This window comes from Serratia sp. YWN4 (assembly GCF_055790845.1).
Genome location: NZ_CM147696.1, coordinates 849,045 through 871,929, shown reverse-complemented (window position 1 = coordinate 871,929; position 22,885 = coordinate 849,045). Strand labels below are relative to the sequence as shown.

21 protein-coding genes are annotated in these 22,885 nt (G+C 47.5%); 11 read left to right on the top strand and 10 right to left on the bottom strand.

The features are described from left to right. The first annotated feature begins 93 nt into the window (after positions 1–93). The 6 genes from ACX9GT_RS04060 (at position 94) to ACX9GT_RS04035 (ending at position 7,390) form a co-directional block, all read left to right on the top strand. A complete protein-coding gene (locus ACX9GT_RS04060; protein WP_473189934.1) occupies positions 94–2,739 on the top strand; it encodes a fimbria/pilus outer membrane usher protein in 2,646 nt (881 codons plus the stop codon). Positions 2,740–3,448: 709 nt separating this feature from the next. Beyond that, positions 3,449–3,865: a fimbrial protein gene (locus ACX9GT_RS04055; RefSeq protein WP_473189933.1), complete on the top strand. Its 417-nt coding sequence runs from the start codon at positions 3,449–3,451 to the stop codon at positions 3,863–3,865. A gap of 471 nt (positions 3,866–4,336) precedes the next feature. Further along, positions 4,337–4,966, top strand: a complete 630-nt coding sequence (locus ACX9GT_RS04050) for a helix-turn-helix domain-containing protein (RefSeq protein WP_473189932.1) — start codon at positions 4,337–4,339, stop codon at positions 4,964–4,966. A 334-nt stretch (positions 4,967–5,300) separates the two neighbouring features. Beyond that, on the top strand, positions 5,301–5,765 hold the full coding sequence (locus ACX9GT_RS04045) for a hypothetical protein (protein ID WP_473189931.1): 465 nt from the start codon (positions 5,301–5,303) through the stop codon (positions 5,763–5,765). Positions 5,766–5,925: 160 nt separating this feature from the next. Next, entirely contained in the window at positions 5,926–6,429 is a 504-nt protein-coding gene (locus tag ACX9GT_RS04040; RefSeq protein WP_473189930.1) for a fimbrial protein, read from the top strand. 358 nt (positions 6,430–6,787) lie between these two features. After that, entirely contained in the window at positions 6,788–7,390 is a 603-nt protein-coding gene (locus tag ACX9GT_RS04035; RefSeq protein ID WP_473189929.1) for a helix-turn-helix domain-containing protein, read from the top strand. Positions 7,391–7,442: 52 nt separating this feature from the next. Here ACX9GT_RS04035 and ACX9GT_RS04030 read toward each other — a convergent pair whose 3' ends face one another. Further along, positions 7,443–7,817 (bottom strand): hypothetical protein, encoded by a 375-nt coding sequence (locus tag ACX9GT_RS04030; RefSeq protein WP_473189928.1) that lies wholly within the window; start codon positions 7,815–7,817, stop codon positions 7,443–7,445. A gap of 543 nt (positions 7,818–8,360) precedes the next feature. On the opposite strand from ACX9GT_RS04030, the gene ACX9GT_RS04025 reads away from it, so the two are divergent. Next, the gene (locus tag ACX9GT_RS04025) at positions 8,361–8,609 is read left to right on the top strand and encodes an AbrB/MazE/SpoVT family DNA-binding domain-containing protein (RefSeq protein WP_023492664.1); all 249 of its coding nucleotides are present in this window, start codon (positions 8,361–8,363) and stop codon (positions 8,607–8,609) included. Continuing rightward, entirely contained in the window at positions 8,610–8,942 is a 333-nt protein-coding gene (mazF, locus tag ACX9GT_RS04020; RefSeq protein WP_473189927.1) for an endoribonuclease MazF, read from the top strand. 84 nt (positions 8,943–9,026) lie between these two features. Here mazF and ACX9GT_RS04015 read toward each other — a convergent pair whose 3' ends face one another. Further along, positions 9,027–10,235: an IS256 family transposase gene (locus tag ACX9GT_RS04015; protein ID WP_473189926.1), complete on the bottom strand. Its 1,209-nt coding sequence runs from the start codon at positions 10,233–10,235 to the stop codon at positions 9,027–9,029. A gap of 853 nt (positions 10,236–11,088) precedes the next feature. Here ACX9GT_RS04015 and ACX9GT_RS04010 point away from each other — a divergent pair. After that, positions 11,089–11,832: a helix-turn-helix transcriptional regulator gene (locus ACX9GT_RS04010; protein ID WP_473189925.1), complete on the top strand. Its 744-nt coding sequence runs from the start codon at positions 11,089–11,091 to the stop codon at positions 11,830–11,832. Here the strand turns inward: ACX9GT_RS04010 and ACX9GT_RS04005 are convergent. From ACX9GT_RS04005 to ACX9GT_RS03985, 5 genes are all read right to left on the bottom strand, one after another. Further along, on the bottom strand, positions 11,749–12,453 hold the full coding sequence (locus ACX9GT_RS04005; protein WP_473189924.1) for an acyl-homoserine-lactone synthase: 705 nt from the start codon (positions 12,451–12,453) through the stop codon (positions 11,749–11,751). The two genes, ACX9GT_RS04010 and ACX9GT_RS04005, sit on opposite strands and share 84 nt — an antisense overlap. A gap of 312 nt (positions 12,454–12,765) precedes the next feature. Next, a complete protein-coding gene (locus ACX9GT_RS04000) occupies positions 12,766–13,581 on the bottom strand; it encodes a sugar phosphate isomerase/epimerase family protein (RefSeq protein WP_473189923.1) in 816 nt (271 codons plus the stop codon). Between the two features lie 94 nt (positions 13,582–13,675). Continuing rightward, positions 13,676–14,962: an ABC transporter substrate-binding protein gene (locus tag ACX9GT_RS03995; RefSeq protein ID WP_473189922.1), complete on the bottom strand. Its 1,287-nt coding sequence runs from the start codon at positions 14,960–14,962 to the stop codon at positions 13,676–13,678. Positions 14,963–14,977: 15 nt separating this feature from the next. Then, positions 14,978–16,153 (bottom strand): oligogalacturonate lyase family protein, encoded by a 1,176-nt coding sequence (locus tag ACX9GT_RS03990; RefSeq protein WP_473189921.1) that lies wholly within the window; start codon positions 16,151–16,153, stop codon positions 14,978–14,980. A gap of 2 nt (positions 16,154–16,155) precedes the next feature. Further along, complete coding sequence (locus tag ACX9GT_RS03985; protein ID WP_473189920.1) at positions 16,156–17,466, bottom strand: Gfo/Idh/MocA family protein; 1,311 nt, start codon at positions 17,464–17,466, stop codon at positions 16,156–16,158. A gap of 112 nt (positions 17,467–17,578) precedes the next feature. Between ACX9GT_RS03985 and ACX9GT_RS03980 the strand changes: the two genes are divergently transcribed. Both ACX9GT_RS03980 and pelA read left to right on the top strand, forming a co-directional pair. Further along, on the top strand, positions 17,579–19,174 hold the full coding sequence (locus tag ACX9GT_RS03980; RefSeq protein ID WP_473189919.1) for a hypothetical protein: 1,596 nt from the start codon (positions 17,579–17,581) through the stop codon (positions 19,172–19,174). Positions 19,175–19,513: 339 nt separating this feature from the next. Next, on the top strand, positions 19,514–20,653 hold the full coding sequence (gene pelA, locus ACX9GT_RS03975) for a pectate lyase (RefSeq protein WP_473189918.1): 1,140 nt from the start codon (positions 19,514–19,516) through the stop codon (positions 20,651–20,653). A gap of 112 nt (positions 20,654–20,765) precedes the next feature. Here pelA and ACX9GT_RS03970 read toward each other — a convergent pair whose 3' ends face one another. The 3 genes from ACX9GT_RS03970 to ACX9GT_RS03960 all read right to left on the bottom strand — a co-directional run bounded on the left by ACX9GT_RS03970 (position 20,766) and on the right by ACX9GT_RS03960 (position 22,875). Next, positions 20,766–20,978 carry a fimbria/pilus outer membrane usher protein gene (locus ACX9GT_RS03970; RefSeq protein WP_473189917.1) on the bottom strand — a complete coding sequence of 71 codons (213 nt, stop codon included), beginning with the start codon at positions 20,976–20,978 and terminating at the stop codon, positions 20,766–20,768. Then, on the bottom strand, positions 20,979–21,551 hold the full coding sequence (locus ACX9GT_RS03965; protein ID WP_473189916.1) for a response regulator transcription factor: 573 nt from the start codon (positions 21,549–21,551) through the stop codon (positions 20,979–20,981). It abuts the gene before it with no gap. Between the two features lie 184 nt (positions 21,552–21,735). After that, entirely contained in the window at positions 21,736–22,875 is a 1,140-nt protein-coding gene (locus ACX9GT_RS03960; RefSeq protein ID WP_473189915.1) for a fimbrial protein, read from the bottom strand. Between the last annotated feature and the right edge of the window lie 10 nt (positions 22,876–22,885).

Sequence of the window (22,885 nt, the reverse complement as noted above, 5' to 3'; positions counted from 1 at the left end):
GAATAAAGTTTTATTTAATTGATATGGCATCAGGGTGTTGATGCAATTGTGTTATGAGACATAATAATGGACAAGGTCAGGGAAAATAAGGCTGTGAGAAAAAAGGTGGCCCAGAAGACTTTCCGCTTATGCGGTGTTTCTCTGGCCGTAATATCTATATTATCGACTGCAATTGCGAACGCCGCCGAGACTGCTGCCATTAGCAGTACCAACAAAAAAACGCTTAGTACCAATCAAGACGTCTCTTTTGATTCAATTTTTCTGGGCCCCTCCAGTGATGTTAACCTCGAGCGTTATAGCAAAGGTAACCCTGTTACGCCGGGGATTTATCGCCTTGATCTGGTGCTTAATCAAACGGTAGTTGGCCGTTATGACGTTAAATTCGCCCAGCCGGAAAACGCAGCGGCCAATGCCTCGGCGGAGCCATGCCTGAGTGAAACGTTCCTTAATACAACTTTAGGGGTGAAGGTTCCCAAAACAGGGGCCTCTGACGCAACGGCCAAAGGAGTATTAGCTGCTGACAAGGGCGTAGTAGAAGATCAGACAAAGAGCTGTCAGCCGTTTAGCGTTATGTTACCTGGAGCCAGTTATGATTATGACCAAGGTGAGCAGAAGCTGACATTGAGCGTTCCACAGATTTATATACAGCATGCTCCCCGAGGCTGGGTGCCACCAGAACAGTGGCAGTCTAGCATCAATGCAGCCATGCTGGATTACAGCGCGAACGCGTTCACCAGTAACACCAGTGATACCACCAGTACCAGCCTCTACAGTGGCCTACAGGCGGGTCTAAACTTAGGAGACTATCGCTTAAGGCATGTCGGCACCCTTAATTGGGCACAGAGAACAGGGGCGGCGAGCGAGGCTCATTACAGCACTGCCGCCACTTATCTGGAGCACGACATTACGGCACTCAGGGCGCAACTCCGCGTGGGGGACACTTCCACTCAGAGTAACCTGTTCCAGAGCTTCCGCTTCCGTGGTATTTCGCTGCACTCCGATGACCGCATGCTGCCAGACAGTTTGACTGGCTTTGCGCCCACCATCCGCGGTACCGCCAACAGTAACGCCAAAGTCAGCGTTATGCAGAATGATCAGATCATCTATCAGACTACGGTGGCTCCGGGGCCTTTCGAGATTAACGATCTGTATCCGACCAGTTATTCCGGTGACCTGATTGTTAACATCCAGGAAGCGGATGGTACTGTCAGAGTGATTACGGTGCCTTACTCCTCACTGCCACAGTTACTGCGCCCGGGAGCTCAGCGTTTTAGTGCTTCTGCAGGCCAGTACCGTAACCAGACCTGGACGCTGAACCCATCGGTGGGTGAGGTGACCTACCAACGTGGTATCAGCAACAACCTGACAAGTTATCTTGGCGCACAGGTCGCACAGCGTTATCAGGCCCTGTTGCTGGGTAATGCGATCAATACCGGTATCGGGGCACTTTCTCTGGAGGTGACCCACTCGCGTGCGGCACTTTCCGATGGCAGCAATTACTCCGGGAACAGCTATCGCGCGGCTTTCAGCCGGTTGATAGATACCACCAAAACCAACCTGACGCTCGCGGCCTACCGCTATTCTACCTCTGGCTATCTGTCCTTGCAGGATGCGATGTCGATGGAGCAGTTTGCCAGCCAGAACATGCCAACGTCGACCGTTCAACGGCAGAAAACGCGTCTGGAAGCGACAATTAACCAGGAACTGCCTTACGAACTGGGAAGTATCTATGTAACGGGTTCCAGCCAACAGTTCTGGAACTCGGGTCGGCAAGACAGCTATATCGTGGGCTATAACGCCAACTGGCAGGGTATTACATTCGGCGTAAGCTATCAGAATACACGGGTTTATTCGCTGGAAGGCAACGGTGGTGTGAACAGTGAGCCTTATATTCAGCTGTCTATGAGCATGCCAATTGGCCGCGAGCGCCCGCAGATGCTGATGCTGAACCACGGGCAAGACACCAAAGGGAGGCAGCGTAGCGATCAGATTGGGCTCAGTGGCAGCTTGGGGGATAGCGGTAAGGCCTCCTATTTTGCCAGCGCCAGCCAGTCTCAAAATCGTGGCAACAGTAGCCTGAGCCTGGGGGGGAACTATAACAGCGATTATGGCGATATTAACGGCACCTCTAGCCTGGCCAGCAATTACCGTCAGGCGTCGTTGGGGATGTCCGGGGGCGTAGTGGCCTATGGCGGTGGCGTCAAGTTTGGCCCACGGCTCGGTTCAACCTTCGCGGTGATTGAGGCTCCGGGGGCAGAAGGGGCGCAGATCACCAATAACAGCAGCAAGATAGGCAAGGATAGCCTGGGGTTGGCCACCAACCTGTTACCGTATCGCCTCAATACGCTAGCCATCGATCCACAGAATTTACCCATGAATGTGCAGCTCGACAGCTCGGTGCAGACCTTTGCGCCGCGCTCAGGCTCGGTCACGTTAGTGAAATTCAAGACCACGGTGGGCCGTTCGCTGATGATGGATATCAGCAATAGCGAGGTGCCTTTCGGTGCCGAAGTGCTGGATGAAGCAAACAAAGTGGTGGGCGTGGTAGGGCAAGGTGGGCGGGTGATGATCCTGCTGGCACACCAAGCCGGAGCACGCCAGCAGCCACAGCCAAAGTTGCGGGTGAAATGGGGTGACGAACCAGGGCAACAGTGCGCGCTGAGCTATACTCTGTCTGAACCGGCAACACAGGGCAGCCCAGATTTTGAGCGGGTGAAGGCCAGCTGCATTATCCGCTAAGTGCAGTTTTAGTTAACTTTATTTCAGGAAAATATATATGGCCCTTAAAAAGAGTCTGGCCCATAAGCTCATGATTCCCAGTGTCGCACTGCTGTGGGTATTAAGCACACTACAAGCGCAGGCCGCTTGTACTGTGGCAACCAATCCTATCCCAATTTTCTATGCTGAGGGGACGAATCTAACCTATGTCGAATCGCTGCGCACATGGACCCCGTTACAAACTCTTGTGACACCTAGAGCCATTGGGAATATATTTTGCAACCCTAGTCTACCTGGCACTATAAGGCTCGACACTGTGCCGCTGTTAGCCAACCAGCAAACGATATCTAACCCCGATGATGGTCGAACCTATATGGTGTATAGAGTAACATCGCAATTTGGGGTGATCGCTTCTGTTAATACTAATACTACCCCTGGTACTGCTGGTACAATAGTTCCTCTTACTATAGCAACAGGTCAGACATTTAGGGGCTGGACATTATCAGCGGATAGCGGCGCCTTTATGGGTGGGACAACAATGTCCATGACTGGCACAATAGTGACGTTGGGTACGGCACTTACCCCTGGTACCTACAGTATTCCTCGTACCAACTTTAGCCGCAACACTCTTATGGTAAATGGTGTATCGCAAGGTGTTAGTGGCATTGCATATCTACCCGCGGTGACAGTGGTTATTCGTAGTAAAACATGCAGCGTCTCGGCACCCAGCGTGGTGACGCTTCCCCCAGCAGATGCCAAGACCTTTGGCGGCACAGGTTCACTCTCCAGCACGACTCAGAACGTGCCAGTAAACGTAAACTGTCCTGCCAGTGCGTATACCAACTGGCTCTCCGTGGTGTTTACCGATGGGCAGAATGCCGCTAACCGGAGCCACCAGTTAACCAAGGGTGCAACGGACAGCTCTAACGTGGCCATTGCCCTGTACCGCAATAATCTGCAAACGCCGTTGAATTTTGGGCCAGATTCGGATCAACTGGGCACCACCAACTCCTTTAGCATTGGTAGCCTGGGCACGGCTGGGGGCACATTAACGATCCCGCTAATTGCCGCCTATAGAGCCACTGCCGCCACCAGCACCCCAGGCAGCGTATCTGGCAGGGCAACCATGACGTTGATTTACCAATAATTATTTCTTATATATTACGCCAGCCATCTCACAGAATGTCGGATGGCTGGCTGGCGAGCGACAAAGGAGTTAACGCTACAAACGGAGCAGCTCTGTTACCCGAACGATTAATAATTTAGTACTTATCCACTTACCTGCCATTCCATATTTCTTAGGTGTAATTACCCCGCAGCATTACCCCATTGATCCCCTACCTCCTGGCAAAGGCTATTGGTAGGTCAATACGGATTGACAAGCGGGAAAAAGTCCTAAATTACACTATTTTTGCCGCGACTACGGAAAAATATGTTGATAGAATTATCACCTAAGATAAATCCACATAGCTGTATTATCAGGATGGATTTCAATGACATGTGCGTGATGGCATAGATTACCGAAGAGAACATACGCTGTGCCATCCAGTAAGGTAGTTGCTTATTATAATGATGTAATAGCCTGGTCTTAGAAATGGACATATGAGGCTGAGTGATAATGAATATGTCAGGTGTAAAGATAAAAAATTTATTGAAACCATTAAAACATATATTAAAGATTAATGGTCTCTTATGTTATGGCCGCAATGCGAATGAAGTCACCATTCCTGCGAAAAGCCGTTTTCTTATGGACAATCAATCAAATAAATGCGTGGTGCTAAAAAAGGGACAGTTTTCGATCGTGAGAAGCAGTGATGGCCTCTATCTTGGCACCGTTCAGGCACCGATGATTGCAGGTTTGCTGGTCTCCATGCCCTATTATATTGTCGCTGAAACGGATATGGAAGTGTGCTTCCTTCCGAGCAAAGACGCGCTGAATATTATCCATGAAAATGGGTTGTGGGAGAGCTTCTCGCATGTTCTGGCTTTCTATATTGACATCCTGCTGTTCAGGGATGAAATGGCATTTGGTTATAGTTCGTACAAAGTGGTCAGAAACTTTATTCTTGATATCCATCGTAATGAAGAGTTGTCTGATAAGATTAATGTTTGCGATTTCATTACGCAAAGGACAAACCTTTCCAGAAGTACAGTAATGAATATTATCTCAGAGCTTAGAAAAGGGGGCTATATAGAAATCAAGAGCGGGAAGTTATTAAAAATGAGTAAACTTCCAGAAAGATATTAATGTTCTCATTTTTTCCGGCCATGTAAAATACCAGTAATTAGCCGTATTGTGTTTTAATCATAAGCCTTAATTAAGTGCTATTGCTGTATCACCATTTATTTATAAGACAGTGCGATTATCCACCATTATTAATTGATAAATAAATTTTTTGTCAAGTGATGCTGTTCCTGTGGGTACTCCAGACTTTGCGGGTGAAGCGGCATGATGCATCAGAGCAACAATGTGTTCTGGTCTATACTTTGCCTGAGTAAGGACGCTTGGATTTGGCACAGGGTAATGCTCATTGCATTATCTGTTGAACATAGCTGTATGTAACCTTACTCAGGAAAATAGTATGAATCCTAAAACCAGCCTGGTGCGTAGGTTAATTATTCCCGGAGCTGCGCTATTGTGCGCAATGCAGGTGCAGGCAGTTTGCACTATTTCAAGTAGGTATGTCGATTTCTCCTATAATGTGGGGGAAACTATCACTTTTATTGGCTCACCACCGCCTTGGACACCGGTACGCGCCATGCCGACGATTCGAGTTGGGACGGGGGACCTTATCAATTCGACATGCCCCACGGGAGAGCAATCTGCTGGCTGGTGGTACAAAGCTGAGACCACGCCACAGTTAACCGCTTTGCAAACGATGGTGAATCCCGACGATGGCCTGACTTATATGGTGTATCAATTATCGCCCGCGTTGCCGTTTGGAGTAATCCTGTCTATTCAGCAGGATAGCTCGCCATACAGCTTTACACCACTTATTACCCCTAGAGGCCAGGCAAATACTCTCCCCCCCCTACACTCCGGGTAATCCTGGTGGGTGGTTGCTGGGTCACTCAAGACTTGCCGCAGGCGCGGTAGTCACGTTGGGCACAGAAATCCCCCCTGGGACCTACAACATATCGATGGTCGCTTTTGTTAGCAACAGGGTTCTTACTTCAAAAAATGGCGGCCCGAATGGTGCTTTTGAATTGATTACCGGTACCAGTAACGGCAGTTATGTACGCCCGCTGACGGTGGTTATCCGTAACAAAACCTGTAGTATCTCGGCGCCGAGTGTGGTTACGCTCCCCCCGGCAGATATCAAGACCCTTGGCGGAGCCGGCTCACTCTCCAGCCTTACCCAAAACGTGACGGTCAATATAAACTGCACTGCCAGTTCTTACAGCAACCAGATCTCTGTGGTGTTTACCGATGCACAAACCACGACTAACCGGACCAACCAGCTAACCAAGGGCGTAACGGACAGCTCTAACGTGGCCATTGCCCTGTATCGTAATAATCTGCAAACACCGTTGAATTTTGGGCCAGATTCAGACCTGGTGGGTACCACCAACGCCTTTAGTATCGGTAGCGTCGGCACGGCTGGGGGGACATTAACTATTCCGCTGATTGCCACCTATAAGGCGACTGCCGCCACCAGCACCGCAGGCAGCGTGTCTGGCAGGGCAACCATGACATTGATCTACCAGTAAATAGGTATCACTTATTTTTTACACCCGGCCAACCACTTGGCTATTCAATTGCTGGCGGTGCGGCAAGATGTCTGTACATTTCAGGTATAACCGCGAATTTTATCCGACTGAATCGCTATATTCCCTCTTTGACAAAGTGTATTAACGGTGAGGGAAAGTCCTAAATTGTACTACTTTCTCCGCGACTGCAAGAAAATATGTTGATAGAATTATTTCCTGAGAAAAATTCGCTTAACTTCATTACTATTGGTCTGATGCTAATGGTGTGTATATCGCTATCGTATAATGTGATGGCACGTAATTAAATTATATACTTAGTGCATATTGCACATTACTTTTTAAATTAACAGGCTAATATATGAAAAAGATAGCTATTATTGATGATGATAAATTTGTGCATTATGCCATCAAGGCTGTACTGCAAAAACATCATATTCCTGATGAAAAGATTGTAAGCTTTTATTCCTTAAAGGATCTCACCCCCCCATTTTTTGATTATGGTACGATAATCCTTGAACCTAACGGTAAGTGCTACAGTTTGATGCAATCGTTAGATTTTGTGAGTAATGGGCTAAGTCTTTACCGTGATAGCATTAACCTTATGTTGGTGACGAACCTACCTTCAGGGATATCAAAGTCCTTTTTTGGCAACGGTTTTGTCAATGAAATTCTTTACAAGAATGATAACATTAACCTTCTTTTCTCTAAGTTAGTTAAAAGTGACTACATTGATGATGAAAATGAAAGTATCAAATACAGAGGATATTTGACTGATGCAGAGTGTCGAGTCTTAAGCTACATATTCCGGGGTTACTCTCAGTATCAGATATCACATAAAACACAAAGAAGCATCAAAACAGTCAGTCGACATAAAATGAATGCATTAGAGAAACTGGGTGCCAAGTCGCTACAGGATCTTGTCTCATCACTGAAGAGAATAGAAAACAACCTTATTAGCTAAATGCTTTGATGAAACTGCTATCATTTATTTCAATGTAACATTACTCTTTTAATCAGGTTTCTATTCTTAAGAATTTCAAGTACCCATTGAGTAATGAGTCACCACTATTTATTATTTTAGCCATATTAACATCGTCTTTTTCAAATCGTAAATGCGCCTGTGCTGGGATAGCTACACGCTCATCAATAAAAATATACTCATGCTCGCTAATAACTGACTGATTATAATATACCGTGTATATCACTCCATAACAGTGAGGGTTTGGAAACTCCTTGACCCAAGCACTGTTTACTGGAATAGCGCTTTGAGTTTTCTCAATTCTTAGACAAACATCTGCTTTATAGGTAAAGTGTGTAAAGTTAACATTACGCACCCACTCAGTATGCTCGCTACTTTTTAGGATAGATTTTACAGTGGAAATATTCATATATCACCAGAAAATATTGATTTTTCATATATTAATTTAATAAAAATATATTTTCTATGGGTAAAGTATACAAATAAAGTTTATTTTTAAATTTAAATAGACTTAAATAAATGTAATGGTGTCCTGAAACACACTTCTTACCCCAGGAGTTGTTGTAGTCATGCGGCACCTTCATTAACACTTAAATACTTGCGCGCAGTGTGTCATGGACATAATCCCATTTTAGCTTTTGGCCAGAGTTTTCACACAGCCTAGGCACAAAGCTGCCTGTCAGATTTAGCCCAACTTGCTATAGATGTAACAGTGTCAAGTTAAAGTACTTAAATATTAATTAGTTATAAAATTACAATCTCTATCCCCAAAGAAGCCGCAGGTTTCCTCAATAGCACTGGCGATCTCCACCGGTAACCGTCCTCTATCAAACCCACTGACATCCCAACAGCATTCTCGGCAGTTTCTAAACACCTAACATATTAATCACCATAATTGTAGATACATTGTTTATCCTATACAGTGTATATACTTGCTTAAGAGGTAATGAAAATGGCTACAGTCACGTTAAAGAAATGGGGTAACAGCCCATCAATCAGGATACCGGCCAGCATCATGCAAGCGGCAGCATTGCATGTTGAAGACAAACTTGATTTGAAAATAAACGAGGAGGGGCAGATCGTTTTGATCCCGGTAAAAACGCAAGAATATTCCCTCGAGTCGCTGTTATCCGGCATCACACCAGAGAACCTTCACGAAAAGGTAACTTTCGGTGTGCCCGTTGGAAAGGAATTACTCTAAATGGTTTCACGCTTTGTTCCCACTTGCGGAGATCTGATCTGGATTGATTTCGACCCGGTGGAAGGCCACGAACAGGGAGGTTACCACCCAGCCGTTGTGCTTAGCCCTTTTTCTTACAATAATCCCGTTGGCCTGCTGCTTTTTGTTCCCTGCACCACGAAGGTTAAAGGCTACCCCTTTGAGGTAGAATTATCGGGCAGCCGCGAAAGCGTAGCCCTGGCGGACCAAGTGACCTGTGTTGACTGGAGAGCAAGGAAGATAACTAAAAAAGGCACAGTGACGCCTGCTGAACTGGCAGAGATTAGAGCGAAAGCTAAGGCACTAATTGGGTGACGGATATTCACCAGAGGATAACTGGTGCTTGATGTGGGTCCGCGTTTTGGAGCCTGTCCATAATTCTGTGTAACTGCCAACATATTAAAGGTGACCGTCTAAGCGGTCACCGAATTCGATAATAAAACGACTCATCGCCAACCGCCAGTTTTGGATCGGCATATTCCATTTTTTCGACGCCGCCTGGATCGCCAGATAAATCACTTTTCTCACCGAGTCATCTGTCGGGAACACTTTACGCTTTTTAATCGCCTGCCGGATCACGCTGTTCAGCGACTCGATTGCGTTGGTCGTGTAGATCGCCTTGCGGATATCCGCTGGATAGCCGAAGAACGTGTTGAGATTTTCCCAGTGAGTACGCCAGCTTTTGCTGATTTGCGGGTATTTCTCATCCCAGACGCCTGCGAACTTGTCCAACGCCATCAGGGCCGCCTCCTCTGTCGGGGCCTGGTACACTGTTTTCAACCCGCTGGTGACCGCTTTGTAGTCTTTCCACGACACGTACTTCAGGCTGTTGCGTACCATGTGGATAATGCACAGTTGGATGTGGGTTTGCGGATAGACGCTGTTTATCGCATCGGGGAAGCCTTTCAGGCCATCGACGCAGGCAATCAGGATATCCTGAAGACCCCGATTTTTCAGCTCAGTCAATACGTTGAGCCAAAACTTCGCCCCTTCATTTTCTGCCAGCCACATGCCCAGAAGTTCTTTCTGACCCTCGGTGTTGATGCCCAGGGCAAGGAACACGGCCTTGTTGATGACGCTGCCATTTTGACGCACCTTCACCACAATACAGTCAAGGTAAACAATGGGATACAGTGAGTCCAGTGGCCGGTTTTGCCACTCGGTAACCTGCTCTTTAACGGCATCGGTGACTTTGGATATCAGCGTGGGTGACACGTCGGCATCGTACATCTCCTTGAACGTGGCGACGATTTCCCTCGTCGTCATCCCTTTGGCATATAAGGATAAAATCTGGCTGTCCATCTGCGTGATACGCGTCTGGTTTTTCTTTATCAGTTGGGGCTCAAAGGAGCCTTCACGGTCACGGGGTGTATTCAGTTCGAACTCACCATCATCAGTGAGCAGCGTTTTAGACGAGTAACCGTTACGGGCATTCGAGCCTTTTTTAGGGGTGTTTTTTTCATGGCCGAGGTGGTCAGTCAGCTCGGCATTCAAGGCGGTTTCGACGGTGAGCTTGGTCAACATACGAGAAAACGCATTGAGATCGGCTTCGGTTTTAATGCCTTTGGCCAGCTCAGCAGCGAGTGCCTTAAGTTTCTTTTCGTCCATAATTTGCCTGTCTCCATTGTCAGGAAGAACATATCAAAAACAGGCAACTAGTCCTTGTATAAAATTTAAGTGGGCACGCCCGCTTTTTTAGATTGCATAATTGTTAGGTTGGGCCACATTTTTGTGTAAAGTAGAGATATTTGAAGCAGTTTCGCAGCAATGCGCTCAGAGGAGCGAGTGGCAATACCAAGCAGTAGCAGGTATCTGGCAAAAGGGAGTATCCCCCCTGTGACTCGATGGCCGCACTGAATTAGCGCGTTTATTAAAAAATACGATATGAAGGTATTTTACCGACAAAGTACAGTGCATGACTGTACTTTAGTCTATCTAGCATTCATTAATAAAAAACCTTATTATTACCACACAAGAATAAAGTGTTTTGAATGCAAAAAAACTGATCCTACTTAGAGGATCAGTCGCCAATTTGGCCAACACCAGGGAAATTTTTAAGCATTATTGCGAATAGTTAATAATCTGTCAATTTTTTGTCTTACTCGGTGATATACGAGTAAGGCTTTTTCTGTATTGCTGCCGCCCCATAATTCAGCCATCTATTTGTTATTTAAAACATAAATAATACAGGCTTTCATTCAGTCGTAATCAAACTGAATATTTATTCGTTCAATATTTGCACAGCCATGCTTCTTCTCTGGCGGGCCGGGATTGATACCTGTTTGGCAGATTTATGTATTATGATACAGGGATAGTCAGCGTGATTTTCTCAGTTTCATATTATAAAATACTCACGTCACCCCCTGAAAGTTATTCATATTTATCAGATAATTATTTTACAGCATGTATCTTATGCTATACTCTTGCCGTGATGATGATTTTTTATCAAGGAGATATCTGGGTGTCCAATTCATTCTTTAATAACTCGATTATCAATACATCCATAAAAAACTATTTGGAGAAAAACCTGAAGGCGTTTAGCAACATTAAATATGCCTATGCGATAATGAATAAAAAGAACCCAACAGATTTTGCCATTATCTCCAATAGAACAGAATGGTTTGAATTTTACACTAAAAACAATTATCAATTCATAGACCCCGTTCTTATTACTGCATCGTACCGTGTTACCCCCTTCCCTTGGGATGAGAATATAATGATCAGCTCAGGGTTAAAAATGCCGAAAATTTTTGACATGGCCAAAAACTATAACGTCATTAATGGGTATACATTTGTACTTCACGATCATAACCATAATCTGGCTGTTCTGTCTATGATAATGGATAATTCTTGCGATGACGATATAGAAACGCTAATAATAGACAAGAAAAACGACCTTCAAATGTTGTTACTAACAGCACATGAGAAATTGATAACACTTTATCAAGAGTTTAACAATACAAATCACTTTGAAAAAACAAACCCAAAAGAGTTATTCTCCAAGCGTGAAAACGAAATACTTTACTGGGCAAGCATGGGAAAATCTTATCAAGAGATCGCCCTTATCTTAGGGATAAAACTCACCACAGTAAAATATCATGTTGGTAATGCTATCAAAAAACTAGGTGTTACCAATGCCAAGCATGCCATAAGCCTCGGGGTCGAATTGAAGCTTATCAGGCCGGTTTTCTCTAATGCTGAATGATAATGGCCAAGCATTTAATTCTCTATTCAAGAGAGGGGATTTTTTGTTGATGCGTTCTGTCAGAATATGTTGATTGTGTTCATCCACTGGCATATGAATCAGATAAATATTCTGACGCTTCTCTGAAAACCCCTTTTCAACAACAGAAACCTGCCAGCCAGATCGTTGAAAGATAATCAGCATCGGATGGCTGACAATCGCATAAATACCTTGATAACTCAGACTTTTTGCATAATTAATCATAGATAAAAAAAGGAGTAAACTGATAGGGTATGTTTGTAGGTGAAGCGCCTTTATTCGCTCTTTATCAATAAATAAACGACTGGCCTCGATGTAGTTTCCTTTAGGTAAACTCAATTGTTTAAAGTAAGGCTTAAATGTATTTATTATCATATTAGGAAACTTTGTTTCTATAAACCGCAAACTACAGACGATAACTTCCTTATAGACACCAAAAATGTATGTGGTATTTTTATTGTCATAAACATCAAACTCCATATTTCTTTCACAATTGACTCTCCAGTTGAGGCGATCTTTAAACGTTTTTTTTCTAAGAGAAAACAACTCACTCGATCTCTTTTTTGATAATGAATCATAACCTAAAGCAAAAAAGTCTATCATTATAATGCTCTCACAATAAAATATACTTCTTAGTGTTATTATATAACCTGGCAAAGTAATTATATCAGAGCAAAAATAGCAAGTAAATTTAAAACACATAGCACAAGACTTTTCAATCATCTGAATTTGTATAGTAATTTATTGAATCCTTTCTATATCAGGCAATATCTCAATTATCAGAGATATGTGAATCCTCGCTGTTTCAGCACTTTTCAGTAGAATACTTCGGTAGATAGTCTATAAACCGTGTCCAGTAATGCCGCAAAGGCATCCAGGCTGAGCTGCTCGATGGGGTGAGTAGAGGAATCCCCATCACATCTGACGCAGCCGTTGGATAAACGGCCCAGACTCATCGATGACCACTTGCGCGGAGGGTTTGCACAGGCACTCTAAAGAAATGGCACCCTGATAGCCGGATAGCTGCAACTGCCGGTAGATATCATCAAAAGGCAGATGGCCATAACCAGGAAAAGCCCGGTTGGAGTCGGCGAAATGCACATGACGCAAGCAGTGGCCCATGTGTTGAATGGCTGCTGTAAAATGCTGATCCTCAATATTGGCGTGGAATACGTCCCATAAAATGCCAATATGTGATGGGCTGCCAATAAAGTCGAGGAAATGCATCATCTCTGCCGCGCTGTTGAGATGGCTCATCTCATAGCGGTTTAGCGCTTCAATGATCAGAGTGACGCCACATTGCCGTGCGTAATCCAGGCAAGGGCTCAGCCCTTCTGCCAGCGAATGGTTGTAGTGTTCTGCACTGAGTGGGCTATCGGTGGCGCGCAGTGAGCCAATGGTGACAAAAGAGCCCAACGTTGCTGCCGCATCAATATGTTGATAAATCCGTTGGCGCGTACGCTGGAGTACGGCAGAGTCTGCGGCCAGCAAGGACAGCCCCTCCCGTTTACGCGCTTGCCCGCTGGCAATGGTGGTACAACCTAAACCCTGTGCGGCTAATGCTTTGGCAATTGCCGGAATATCCACATCGTTATAATCAGCAATACACAGCTCTGCCGCATCAAAACCACTCTCTTTCAGCCAAGTGAGCCCCTGATAAAAATCGGCGGCACTGAACGGGGAGAAAATAGCATCATACTGGCAGGTGAGCGTCGCACTAAAGGTAATCATAATCTCGTTCCATGGAAAATGACGAAGCCGCACTCCCCGATGCAACTGCCACCGGGGAGCTTATTTTTTTAACTCATCTTGACGATGATGCAGTTTATTTTGTAGCGCGTTTCAGGATCCGTTCGGCATTTTTGGCAAAGCTGGCTGCCGCCTCTGGCACCGATAAAACACCTTGGTCGATTTTCTGAATAGTTTCGTGATAGAGCGACACAAATTGCGGATAGTCAAAGTAAGGGGAAGTCGGCACATTGTGCGGCAACGCCATAAATGATTTCAGCCCCGCAACAGCGATACTGCTCTCCTGAATCGTGCCGTCCTGTACCAACTGCTGATAGGCTTTTTCACTCAGCGGTACTCCTCGCTCCAGCCCCATGGCTTTGATCCCTTCGGGCTCATTCATCAGGAAGTTAATCAGCAAGGCTGCTTCTTGCGGATGCTGGGTGCTACGGCCGATGCTGAGCATCATAGTGGGTTTAAAGAACAGGCCCGCGTCCTTGGCACCTGGCAACATGAAGAATGGCCCCAACTCAAGTTTGTTATACGGTGGTTGTAGGCTGTTTTCATACATGGTGGCATTGGTATTCCACATATAAACTCCGCCCCAGGTGCCGTTAATCCACGGTTTCATCTCCCAGGTATTGGCTTTGCCGTGGGAGGCCAATACGCGCATGGAAGGGAAGACATGGCTGTCGACTAAGTCTTTATAAAGCTGGAAAAACTCTTCCCACTGCGCAGGTGTGTAATTGAACTTTCCAGTTTTCTCATCGATCGCCGGAATAGTATATTTCTGCACCATATAAGAGTGCAGCAGAGTCAGTGACTCCATATAGTCCAGAACCAAGGGGTAACTGTCTTTATTCTTGGCTTTAAAGGCCATGCCTGCGGCTTTCAATTCTTCCCAACTTTGGGGATAGGCAACACTGGTCTCTTCCCAGAACTTTTTATTGTAATAAAAACTGCGGGCGGTCAGGGCGACTGGAATACCGTTAAGCCTGTCGTTCACCGTCACACTTTTCAGCGAATCCGGTTCATACTGTGTCAGGTCCAGTGTCTTGGCGACCTGGCGCAGGTCATAAAATCCCGAGCCGTCTTTGGAAAAGATCGGCAGCCAGTTCCAGTTGGTTTGGATCACGTCCGGCTCTTTGCCACCGGCAATCTGGGTGGTAAAGCGTGAGAGATAACCGTCCCAGCCCGCGTATTCTGCCTGTACTTTGATATTGGGGTGCTGCTGCTCAAAGGCTTTGATTGCCTGAAGCGTTGCCTGATGGCGGCTATTGCCCCCCCACCATGAAAATCGTAATTCTACGTCTTCCGCCGATGCCATACCGGAGCTGGCGAGCAACAAGATTGCGGCAATGGTTCCTGGTGTCTTTAACATCATTAAACCCTCTTATTATTATTGAAGACTGCTGAGAATCGAGTCGGGAATGCTGGCAAGGTACAACGCGGGTTTGCCATCCTTGTCTGAGGAGAACAACACACTTTTCTCATCGGGTGTAAAAGAGGGGTGGGGATGGGTGACCTGACGATCGCCATCCAGCACCGCCCAGGAACTGCTGTGCTTAGCTATCCTGTGAGTTTTTTTGTTCTTCAGATCGAAAAGATAGAGGTAGGGATCTGTCGCATCGCCATAGTTGTCATTGTCGACAATATCGATGGGCTTGCCTGAGCCGTCGCCAACCGCCAGTTGCCCATTGTCATTACTCATCACATGTGAGCAGGGTGGCATAGCCACGATTTTTTCATCCAAGCCAGAGTCAGGATCGACACGGCACAGATAGCGCACCGGGCTGTTTTTGACATAGGTGACGTACATCATGGCTGAACCATCGGGCACCCAAAATTCGTGGGTATAGCTTTCCCCCGGTGCGGGTTGTTTTACCTTGCGGATCTGGCTGCCATCTTCATTCATCAGCCACATGCGGGTATTCACTCTATCCAGCGGCCCTTCGTGGCAAAACGCCACGGTATTATCATCATAAGGACGATAAATAGGATGCCCCAACCACTGGTTATCCTGCAGCAGCGTGGTGCGGTTGCCATTCTGTAAATCTATACGGATCACGCGGCAGAGCGGCCGCTCATCGTAAAACTGCTGAAACACCGTCCAGTCACTGACCGGCCGCCAGCTGTCGCGGTGGATCTCTACCCCAACCAGCTTGGTACAGTCGGAGTTGGCCACCCAAGTCCCATAGCCCACCCACTCATCTGCCACCTGATAAACAGAGATCTCTGACAGATCCTGTAACGTCACCCGCATCAGATTACGTTCGCCTTTAACGTAATAGAGATACTGCTCGTCAGGGGAAAGGAAACCGCCGAAAGTGTTATCACCCGCGCCTTCGGTCAGTTGGGTTGCTTTGCCGCTGGCCAGATCAAGCCGGTAATAATTGCGAAACCCGTCGAATTCGGCCGCAAAAATAAGCGAGCGCCCTTCGTTGAGAAAACACTTCTGATAAAAGTAGTTACGATGGCAGATCACATCGGGTGGCGTCAGCCTGACTACCCGCGATCCGGTATTCTCATCGATATATTCATGATATTCGAGTGAGTAAATATCGCCCTTCGCCATAATTATTGCTCCCTGTTGTGCCGCGACAAAAGTTTTCTGCCGACGGGTAATTGTTCGAGATAAACGGGTTGACTGCGTTGCATGGATAAATTGCCGCAGATCCCCGTCAGAATGGACATGGCACCGGCATAGCAGTCCGCGCGTCGCTTAAGGGGATCTGGGCCGGGGTTGCCAAACAGTTCCTCCAAAATCAGAGCATCACCCCCGCCGTGCCCGCCTGCTGCATACTCCACGGCGATGCGCTCAGGCGCGCCAAACATCGGATACCAGGTGATCTCACAATCCATCAGGCTGCCTTCCTCCTTGCGTTCCCCACCGCCGTTGACGTAGGAATTCTCAACCAGCTTCATTTCGAGCCGCCCTTTGCTGCCATTGAAGGCAATGTTCAACCCTTCCCAGGGCTGGTAGGCGTTGAGGGAGTAGGTCAGCAGGGTTTTATTGCGGTACTTGACCATCACCGCGAGAGTGTCTTCTATGCTGATGCCATCGCTAAACACGCTTTGATCGCGCAGGTAGCCGTCTTCGTGTTCCGCGTCCAGATACAGGCTTTTCAGCATCGCCCGTTCCTCCATGTGCAGCGCGAAGGGATCGTTACGGGCGTGCTCGTGGTTATAGCAACGTGGATAGAATTCCGTCACGCCGCGGTTTTCGGCATTTTCCTTACCGTAAAAGCGCAGATCGCCTTGGGCGAAGACAAACTCGGGCACCGAGTCGAGCCAAAAGTTAACCAGGTCAAAATGATGCGTGGATTTGTGTACCAGTAGCCCGCCGCTATTGCGTTTGTCGCGATGCCAGCGGCGAAAGTAATCGGCTCCGTGCTGAGTATTGAGCAACCATTCGAAATGTACGGAAAAAATGTCGCCCACCGTGCCATTGAGAATAAGCTCGCGTAGTTTGCTGTGATGCGGTGCATAGCGATAATTAAAGGTTACCCGCAGGTCACGCCCGGTCTGCTCCACCGTTTTAACGATGGCCAGACAGCGTTCAGCATCGATCGTCATGGGCTTTTCCGTGATTACATCGCACCCCAACTCCATGGCACGAATAATGTAGCGATCGTGCGTGCGGTCTACGCTGGTGACAATCACGATATCTGGCCGCTGCTGGGCAATCATCCGTTCAAAGTCTGCGGCTTTCCAGGTGGTTACCGCCGGATGATCCCACCGTTCCAGGTTACGATTCGCATAGTCCATGCGCGTCTGGTTGGTATCACATAAAGCGACCAGACGCGCCGATTGTCGGTAAGTGCTCGCAATCGCCTCCAGATACATCCCTGAACGCCCGCCGCAGCCGACCAGTGCATAAGTTTTCATACTCGTTTCCCCTTTCCTTTTCATCACAGGACCGCGATTGACTCACCACCATCCCCGTTCTACTATCCGCATACTTTTATGGCGCATTCATGCAGCATCCAGGAGCAGCACCATGGGTAGCCCGGTACCTCTGCTGTTTTTTGAGGTCAACACTCCCGCCATGTGGCAGTGGGAGACGTTTCTCGACGTGATGCGCTATCTCAAAAAATTCCCGTTCAATGGGGTGATCCTGCATCAGCAATCGCTGATGGCCTTGCTGGCCAAGCCCTCACCGCGATGTCCGCGTGCTTCGGTGGAACACATGCTGCTGGCCCGCAATAACGCCCTGCACTATCTGCAAAAAGTGGCGCGCTACTGCGAAGAAAATCATCTTCAGCTGTGGCTCCAGGGCGAGGCGATGCCGGATTGCCATGAGCTGCGCTGCAAATTCCCCGAATACTTTCTTTCCAGTGACCTGCACAATGATGCGGCCTTCTTTAATCTTTTTTTCGGTGAAACGCTCCCGGAAATACTGAGCCACTTGCCCACGGTACGCGGGCTGCGGCTGTCTCTCTCCACGCCCCCGGTGCGCCAGCACGAGTGGGAAACGGCGCTACAGCACCTCTACCAGAGCCTGCGCCTTCAGCGGTGCCAATTAGTTCTGCGCGACTATCAGGACAAAGAGTGGCCCCGCCAGCAGTTAAAGATGGCGTTAGATGTCTTATCTAATGATGTGCGGGCCTCTTTGAAGGCCACAGAACTGGACTATCGCCCTGGTTTTGCCAACAACCCTAATCTGACCAGTCTGAACGGCTACCGTAAGTGGGTTGAATTCGATCTCTGGGGCATCGAATATGGCTGGACACTGCTTCCCTGTTGCCTATTAGATGAACTGCAAAGCCGCTTGCACTGGGCTACCCAAACGTTAGGCGATGAACTTGAGGCGGTAACCGTACGCACCAGTTGGGAATGGCTTCCGAACAATGCCTTGTCAGGCTCGGTTAATGAGCTGAACCTGTTCGGCCTCTCGCGTTTGATCCGTACCCCTGCGGCCCCACCTCGCGCGATCTTTACCGAGTGGCTGGAGGCGTATTGCCTTCGCCCTTTGTCACAGCAGGAGGGCGACGATCTGTTTGCCATTTTCACCTCCAGCTATGACTGGATGTGCAAGACGCCGAATCTGCTTGGCAGGTTATTGCAGCGTCACAGCCAGCCCCCTTGCGACTTCGAACAGGCACTGCAACTGATACATATGGATACCCGCAGCGCCAACTGGTCGCAGTCTTTTCAACCCTTGATGCCTGCTGATGATGAGGCGGTTGGCGACCAACAGATGCAGCTCATCATCTTGGAAAAACAAAAGTCCCGCTTTCTGGCCGAATATCTGCGCGCTCAGGTGAGCAAGAAATTACCCGCGCTGGCGCTGACCGACGCCTTTAAACAGACGCTCACCGACACCTGGGAACGGGCTTTCTGGTATACGCGCGCTTTCAGCCATATCACCGAGGCTTTTGCGCTCCGTTTGTGGCTCCACAAATATGGCGATCACCCTGAACAGCGGCAGCAGTTATGCCTCGCGTTACAAAAGCTACGTCACTTTGTGACTGAGCTAGAAGCGTGGTTTTCCACTGCCGGATGGCATCACCCGTATACCTTTAAATTGCTGCTCGATCCGCAAAGAATTCAGCATCTGGCAAGCAGTTTAGAACTCGATATTGCTGTGCCTTAGGCTTGAAATGAGCATAAGCATTTCCCCTGCGAAATAAACGTTGCTGCCGGAGGGCGTAGAGGTAAAAATCGGCTTATTCAGAGAAAGTGTGGCAGGCGCCACAAAGCCAATAAGTTACGCGTGACGAGAGTCACGGAATGGCAGAGTAAAAGTGTGATGGTGATCGTCTAACTTTGCGAAGGTTCGGTATTTTTTGTTCGACGTTGTTAATACTTTATTTTGAAATTTAGTTTTAAAATAAATGAAAGAATATTTTGACTTGTGATTTCAGCGTGTTTTTCATACAAATGAGGTCGTTATAATAGAGCCGCTTGGTCACTTACTGAGAGGTTCACCGGGATGAAAAAGACGCTGTTACTTTCTGTTATTTCTGCAATCTTTATGAGTTCGGTCGCTTACGCGGCGCAGGAAACGCCCCTGTCTCTGGAGGGTTTTTACGACGCCATCCACCATTATCAAAACAAGAACGGTAAAGACTATCCTCGCTATGCCGACGACAATGTCACGGCTATTGCCAACAACGTGCTGCTCTATCAGAAAGACAACGGTGGTTGGATAGAGAACCAGGATCCTGCCCGTATCCTGAGTCAGGAAGATCAGGAAAAATTCCGTGCCATGAAGTCAGAACCGCGGATTTCTTTTGATAACCGTAATACCTATACCCAGATTGCCTATCTGGCGGAGGCCTATCAGGCAACCCGCAACCCGGCCTACCGTGACGCCAGTTTAAAGGGGTTGCAATATACATTGGCCCAGCAAAACAGCCGTTGCGGTGGCTGGCCGCACACCGTTCCCCCGAAGGAAAAATACCACCCTTATATCACCATTGCCGATGAGGTCACCTCGGGCATACTCGCTACGTTGCGCCAGATTATTGCGCAGCCAGAGCGCTACAGTTTTGTGGATGACAACCTGCGTACACAGATCCAGCAGGCGATCGCTCACGGCGATGAATGTCTGCTCAAACTGCAGGTGGTACAAAACGGTGTGAAGACCGGCTGGGCCGGGCAGTACGATGATAAAACACTGGAGCCGATGATGGGGCGTTCCTATGAATTACCCTCCATTGTCTCGCAGGAAACGGTAGAGGTTCTGCGTTACCTGATGAGCATCGAGTCTCCTTCCCCGGAAGTTATTGCCAGTGTCAATGCCGGTGCGGCCTGGTTGCAGCGCTCTGCGCTCCACGGCCTGAGGGTTGAAACGTTCAACGCGGCACCGGAAAAATATGAATGGCACTCTTCGGATAAAGATCGCCGTCTGGTAGAGGATAAGAATGCGCCTTTGTTATGGGCTCGCTTCTACGATCTGCGGGATAACAGTGTGGTTTTGGCCAACCGCGACAGCGTGCGCGTGAAGAACTACAGCGATATTGCCCGGGAACGTCGTACCGGTTATGCATGGTATGGCAACTGGCCGAGCAGCTTGCTGGAACAGGAATACCCGGCCTGGCAGGTAAAAATGGGGCAATCACCGCAATAAACGGCTTATACGTATGAATGCCGGTCTGGGCCGATATCATCAACTGCCCCTGAACCTGGCTCAGGTTGGCCTTGATCGGCAATCTGCGCGAATGTTTAGGGGTTAGTTGGTCTCACACACTGAGCCGATGCTTATGCCCGGATACGCTAATCTGCTGGCCATCCACGTCATTGCTGTTATCCAGCTCGGTGCGAGCCTGAGTGGCATCAAACGCAAAAGCACCTATCGTTGTTCCAACCGCGATCCCCAACTGCAGCGCAGAGTAATCCTGGCTGGCTTGCAGGCCGATATAGCACCAGTGATGAATGAACAGGCATTGTAACAATCAAAACATTACCGACCTTAGGATTTTCTCTCTCATCGGCCATATCTCAAAGAAATTTCGCCCACCAAGTTTATGCAGCGCATTCCGTCGATGTGCATACACGGTTTTCGTTGAAATGCTTAAAAATTGGCTGATGGATTGTATGTCCATACCATTGATGGTATGAAGCAATATCACCTTTTCTCTTTTTGTTAATATCCCTCGAGTTAAATTTTTTTTAGCAATTTCATTGTTGGGCGGTTTAGTCATCTCATTCAAAATCATATCGATGTTTGCACGCGCATCCAAAAAAACATGTTTTTTAAAACCCAAGTCAAACTTCATCTTTTCATTTACCGAGATAAATATTACCTTCCCTAGGAAAAGAGGCGTTGAAACCAAGAACAAAAATTCATCAATATAATTTGACGCATGAAATATCAATACATCCTCTTCCTTAAAATCACCCCAACAGATACTCCTTAATTCACAATGATTTACCCTTTTAACAACTCTTCCACCTCCATGCAGGTGCTCTTTAGCCCCAATAAAAAAATAATTATTCTCAGTTACTATGCTTACATTCAAAAACATAATCATTATCCGCTTCAAGTTTAAATAGAAAATCCATTTCATCAATTCACAGAAAAGGCAAAGCATATTAAGAAAATAAAAAATCACTCACTCAAACCGCGTAACCAATGCCTATGGTGGCATTACTTTTTTATAAATAATGACGATACCTACATAATCTCCCGAAGGTATCGTCGTTTATCTATTAGTAATAGTTGATCGTAAATACCATTTTACCATTCGCCTGCCCCGGCGAAACGTTAGCCTTGTTCGCCGCAGTTTGAATATAACGGGCTGACAGAGGGATACGGATCGTCGAACTGCCATCTTTCGGCAACGTCATTGCCTGTTCGGATGAGAAGTTAAATGGCGTCGGCGTTTGGCTGCTATCTCCCCAACCGATCTGGATCCCCACGCCCGTAGCAGCTCCTGATACCGTCGAGTCGATAGCCATTATCCCGTTGGCTGCATCGGTCACCGACGTTGCCGGGGTCAATCGCACGCCAATACTGTTATTGGTTGAGTCGGCAACGAGCCCGCTACCGGTAGAGTAATCGAACATCAGCGTACTGTTGGCAGCATTATAAAAACCGTAGAAGGTCGGGCAGTTGGTCATCTTGATTGAAGCATCAACCCAGGGAGTCGTCGCGCCCTGGCCAGTAAAGTATTCCCGCGTATCGTAACTGCCAATGTTGACATTCACATCCGGCGTAGTACAGGTCTGGGCTGATATTGTCAACTGCCCCTGAAACTGAACCCGGGTAACCGTGATAGGTAACCCAGTTGTTCCCGGATGACTCAGCGGATTAATAATAGTCAGGCCAGCTACCGGAAGTTTCGACGCATCCAAGATGTGATTCCCTGGAGTAATAGCGCCGATTTTAACCAGTGAGACATAGATAATTCTATTCGCCATATAAGGCTTATAATGTCCCCCCGTTATCGGGTTCTCAATATCGTTGGGAAACTGATAGTTCGGTACACCAATCTTAGCCGCATCACCATTATTGCTGCGGGAGATGGCAATGCCGATACCTGGAATACCCGTCTCATACACCGCGCCCCCGAAAGGACTGCCTGACCAACTGGAGAGCGGCAGAGGTGCCTGTTCAACACTCCAGGCAACATTAAGCCAGATAGAGGCGGGATCCACCGTTGATGTACAATCCATTACACTGATACCGGTTGAACCACTAATCCAACGTCCTTGATAAATTACCGTCCCGATAGGAATATCTGCCCCTGCTGAAATCGCTGCGGGGGTGAGTTGAACGATATCGGTGCGGGAGGTGCCACTTATTGCTGAACAGGCGACTACCGCCAAGGCGTTGTTGCTGGCTACCATGAGCAAAAGT

What these genes read in the sequence shown, in the direction of transcription:
- ACX9GT_RS04050 (WP_473189932.1), top strand. Translation starts at nt 4,337, where the DNA reads ATGAATATGTCAGGTGTAAAGATAAAAAATTTATTGAAACCATTAAAA.
- ACX9GT_RS04045 (WP_473189931.1), top strand. Translation starts at nt 5,301, where the DNA reads ATGAATCCTAAAACCAGCCTGGTGCGTAGGTTAATTATTCCCGGAGCT.
- ACX9GT_RS04035 (WP_473189929.1), top strand. Translation starts at nt 6,788, where the DNA reads ATGAAAAAGATAGCTATTATTGATGATGATAAATTTGTGCATTATGCC.
- ACX9GT_RS04030 (WP_473189928.1), bottom strand. Translation starts at nt 7,817, where the DNA reads ATGAATATTTCCACTGTAAAATCTATCCTAAAAAGTAGCGAGCATACT.
- ACX9GT_RS04025 (WP_023492664.1), top strand. Translation starts at nt 8,361, where the DNA reads ATGGCTACAGTCACGTTAAAGAAATGGGGTAACAGCCCATCAATCAGG.
- mazF (WP_473189927.1), top strand. Translation starts at nt 8,610, where the DNA reads ATGGTTTCACGCTTTGTTCCCACTTGCGGAGATCTGATCTGGATTGAT.
- ACX9GT_RS04015 (WP_473189926.1), bottom strand. Translation starts at nt 10,235, where the DNA reads ATGGACGAAAAGAAACTTAAGGCACTCGCTGCTGAGCTGGCCAAAGGC.
- ACX9GT_RS04005 (WP_473189924.1), bottom strand. Translation starts at nt 12,453, where the DNA reads ATGATAGACTTTTTTGCTTTAGGTTATGATTCATTATCAAAAAAGAGA.
- ACX9GT_RS04000 (WP_473189923.1), bottom strand. Translation starts at nt 13,581, where the DNA reads ATGATTACCTTTAGTGCGACGCTCACCTGCCAGTATGATGCTATTTTC.
- ACX9GT_RS03995 (WP_473189922.1), bottom strand. Translation starts at nt 14,962, where the DNA reads ATGATGTTAAAGACACCAGGAACCATTGCCGCAATCTTGTTGCTCGCC.
- ACX9GT_RS03990 (WP_473189921.1), bottom strand. Translation starts at nt 16,153, where the DNA reads ATGGCGAAGGGCGATATTTACTCACTCGAATATCATGAATATATCGAT.
- ACX9GT_RS03985 (WP_473189920.1), bottom strand. Translation starts at nt 17,466, where the DNA reads ATGAAAACTTATGCACTGGTCGGCTGCGGCGGGCGTTCAGGGATGTAT.
- ACX9GT_RS03980 (WP_473189919.1), top strand. Translation starts at nt 17,579, where the DNA reads ATGGGTAGCCCGGTACCTCTGCTGTTTTTTGAGGTCAACACTCCCGCC.
- pelA (WP_473189918.1), top strand. Translation starts at nt 19,514, where the DNA reads ATGAAAAAGACGCTGTTACTTTCTGTTATTTCTGCAATCTTTATGAGT.
- ACX9GT_RS03965 (WP_473189916.1), bottom strand. Translation starts at nt 21,551, where the DNA reads ATGTTTTTGAATGTAAGCATAGTAACTGAGAATAATTATTTTTTTATT.
- ACX9GT_RS03960 (WP_473189915.1), bottom strand. Translation starts at nt 22,875, where the DNA reads ATGGTAGCCAGCAACAACGCCTTGGCGGTAGTCGCCTGTTCAGCAATA.